General features: G+C 47.4%; 3 protein-coding genes. All 3 read left to right on the top strand.

Annotated elements, in window-relative coordinates:
* Positions 1–27: 27 nt before the first annotated feature.
* The gene (locus JaK3_RS03920; protein WP_082786363.1) at positions 28–1,410 is read left to right on the top strand and encodes an amino acid permease; all 1,383 of its coding nucleotides are present in this window, start codon (positions 28–30) and stop codon (positions 1,408–1,410) included.
* Between the two features lie 12 nt (positions 1,411–1,422).
* On the top strand, positions 1,423–2,541 hold the full coding sequence (ald, locus tag JaK3_RS03925) for an alanine dehydrogenase (protein ID WP_068320962.1): 1,119 nt from the start codon (positions 1,423–1,425) through the stop codon (positions 2,539–2,541).
* Between the two features lie 89 nt (positions 2,542–2,630).
* Positions 2,631–2,945 (top strand): TMEM165/GDT1 family protein (locus tag JaK3_RS03930; protein ID WP_150114197.1); only part of this gene is annotated, 315 nt, incomplete at its 3' end.

Raw genomic sequence — 2,945 nt, forward strand, 5'->3', positions numbered from 1 at the left:
CAACGACAAATCGAAAGGAGGTCTCTCTTGCAGACTGAACACAATGGCTTAAAGCGCCATCTCAAAGTACGCCATATTCGTTTGATGGCCTTAGGCTCAACGATCGGCGTGGGCTTATTTCTTGGATCGGCTAGCGCCATACAAATTGCTGGCCCCTCTATTCTTTTGGGCTATCTGCTTGCAGGTTTGGTTGCCTTCATTGTTTTACGTACCCTCGGTGAAATGGCGGTGCACGAACCTGTAGCAGGCTCGTTTGCTGCTTATGCCAATAGTTATGTCGGTCCACTGGCCGGTTACATGGTGGGTTGGGGTTATTGGACCTATTGGATTGTGGTCGGCATTGCGGAAGTCACGGCCGTAGGTATTTATATGGGGATATGGTTTCCAGAGACGCCGCAGTGGATCTGGGCGCTTTCCTCAATTGTAATGATGGGCTTAATCAATCTCATTGCCGTAAAAGTGTTTGGTGAGTTTGAGTTTTGGTTTGCCTTGATCAAGGTGGTAGCGATTGTCGCCATGATTACTCTCGGCGGCTCGGTCATCTTGTTTGGATTTACAAATGATTGGCAGCCGATAGGCTTAAGCAATCTGTGGCAACACGGTGGCTTCTTCCCAAATGGTATTGGTGGAATGTTGCTGTCACTGCAAATGGTTTTGTTTGCTTATGTTGGTATCGAGATGATTGGCTTGTCTGCAGGCGAGGCAGAGAATCCACAAAAAACGATTCCGATGGCCATTGATTCCCTGGCATGGCGTATTTTGATTTTTTATATGGGCGCCATACTCGTGATTTTGGCAATCTTTCCCTGGAATCAAGTGGGTCAACAAGGCAGTCCATTCGTAGTGATGTTTGAAAGATTGGGTTTGCGTGAGGCTGCAGGATTAATTAACTTTGTTGTTATTACCGCTGCACTTTCTTCCTGTAATGCAGGTATCTTTAGCGGTGGACGTTTGTTGTATTCCTTATCGTCAAATGGATACGCGCCTAAATCCTTTTCAAAGCTCTCAAAGTATGGAGTTCCGCATCGTGCTGTGATGTCTACGGTCGGAGTCTGCATGACAGGTGTGGTGCTGAATTATTTTGTGCCTGACAAAGCTTTTCAATACATGATGGCGGCGGTGACATTCATTGGTTTGATGGTCTGGATTGCTATTCTGATTACGCAGATTAAATTCCGTCGCTCTCTATCTAAATCTCAAGTAGCTCAATTAGCTTATCGCGCTCCTTGGTGGCCGTATTCCTCGTGGTTCGCTTTGGCATTCATTGCCCTGGTAGTGGTGTTGATGGGCTTTCACGAGGATGCACGGATTGCCTTAATAGTAGGGCCGTGCTTAATGGGCGTGTATCTCATGATGTTTTATGTCGTGGGCTTACATCGTAAAACCGCAAGCAAGCGTGACTTTAAATAAAAGGAGATAGTAATGATTATTGGCGTACCTCAAGAGGTAAAAAATAATGAGTTTCGGGTTGGTTTAACGCCCGGCAATGTGAGCGGGCTATGTAAGCAGGGACATTCTGTTCTTATTCAGCGAGGCGCTGGGGCGCAAATTGGCTTGAGTGATGAAGCTTACCGACTTGCCGGTGCCAGCTTAATCAATAGTGCTGCTGAAGTGTTTCACAAGGCGGAGATGATTGTGAAAGTCAAAGAGCCTCAGGCGCAGGAGTGCGCCATGTTGCGCGAGGATCAAATTCTGTTCACGTATTTACATTTGGCCCCAGACCCCAAGCAAACAAAAGCCCTGCTGCAATCCGGTGCAACTTGTATTGCCTATGAAACCGTCACTGCTATGAATGGCGCCTTGCCTTTATTGGCGCCTATGAGCGAGGTGGCTGGGCGCATGTCTATTCAAGCGGCTGCATCACATCTTGAGAAAACCAATGGCGGTCTAGGCGTGCTCATGGCTGGAGTGCCTGGCGTTTCACCGGCAAAAATTGTGATTCTGGGTGGAGGTGTAGTGGGGCGCAATGCATTGCAAATGGCGGTCGGTATGGGTGCAGATGTGTGTATCTTTGATCGCGATATTGATCGCTTACGTCAGATCGATATGTTCTATGGTAATCGAGTGAGAACTTTTTACTCTGATAGTTTGCTGATTGAGCAGGAGGTCAGTGAGGCAGATGTTGTGATCGGAGCAGTCTTGCTTCCTGGTGCTACAGCGCCAAAGTTGGTGACGCATGACATGATTAAAAAGATGAAGCCAGGTTCAGTGGTGGTGGATGTAGCCATTGATCAAGGTGGCTGTTTTGAAACTTCTAAACCCACAACCCATGCAGATCCTACATTTGTGGTCGATGGGGTGCTTCATTACTGTGTTGCCAATATGCCGGGCGCAGTTGCTAGAACATCTACCTTTGCTCTCACCAATGCAACCTATCCATTTGTAGAGGCTTTAGCCAATCGTGGTGTGATGAATGCGCTTTCCATTGACCATCATTTGCGTAATGGCCTTAGCGTTCATAAGGGAGTCTTAACTTCAGAGCCGGTTGCGCGGGCTCAAGGACTTGATTGCGCCTCGGTTGAGGAGTTATTGGTGGCATAGAGGTATCTAAAAACGGGTGGTCCAGTGAGTGCGGGATTTAAACTATCCCTAATACGCGCAATATTGCGAAACTGATTGGACTAACTTATATGGATTTTTCAGCATTAACCCTCTCCGCTGGGGTAGTTGCCTTAGCGGAGATGGGTGATAAAACCCAACTGCTTTCTTTGATGCTAGCAGCTCGATATCCAAGGCAAGCTATGGCAATCATTGCTGGTATTTTTATTGCCACGATCGCTAATCACGCATGTGCTGCCTTACTGGGTCATTGGTTGACGACTCTGGTGTCACCCGATGTTATGCGCTGGATTTTGGGATTGAGTTTCTTAGGCATTGGTTTGTGGTTGTTGGTGCCGGATCATATTGATGACGCTGCTGGATCTAAGGTAGCTGATAAAGCCCTA

The organism is Polynucleobacter yangtzensis, assembly GCF_001595965.1.
In the GTDB taxonomy this organism is placed as follows: Bacteria; Pseudomonadota; Gammaproteobacteria; order Burkholderiales; family Burkholderiaceae; genus Polynucleobacter; species Polynucleobacter yangtzensis.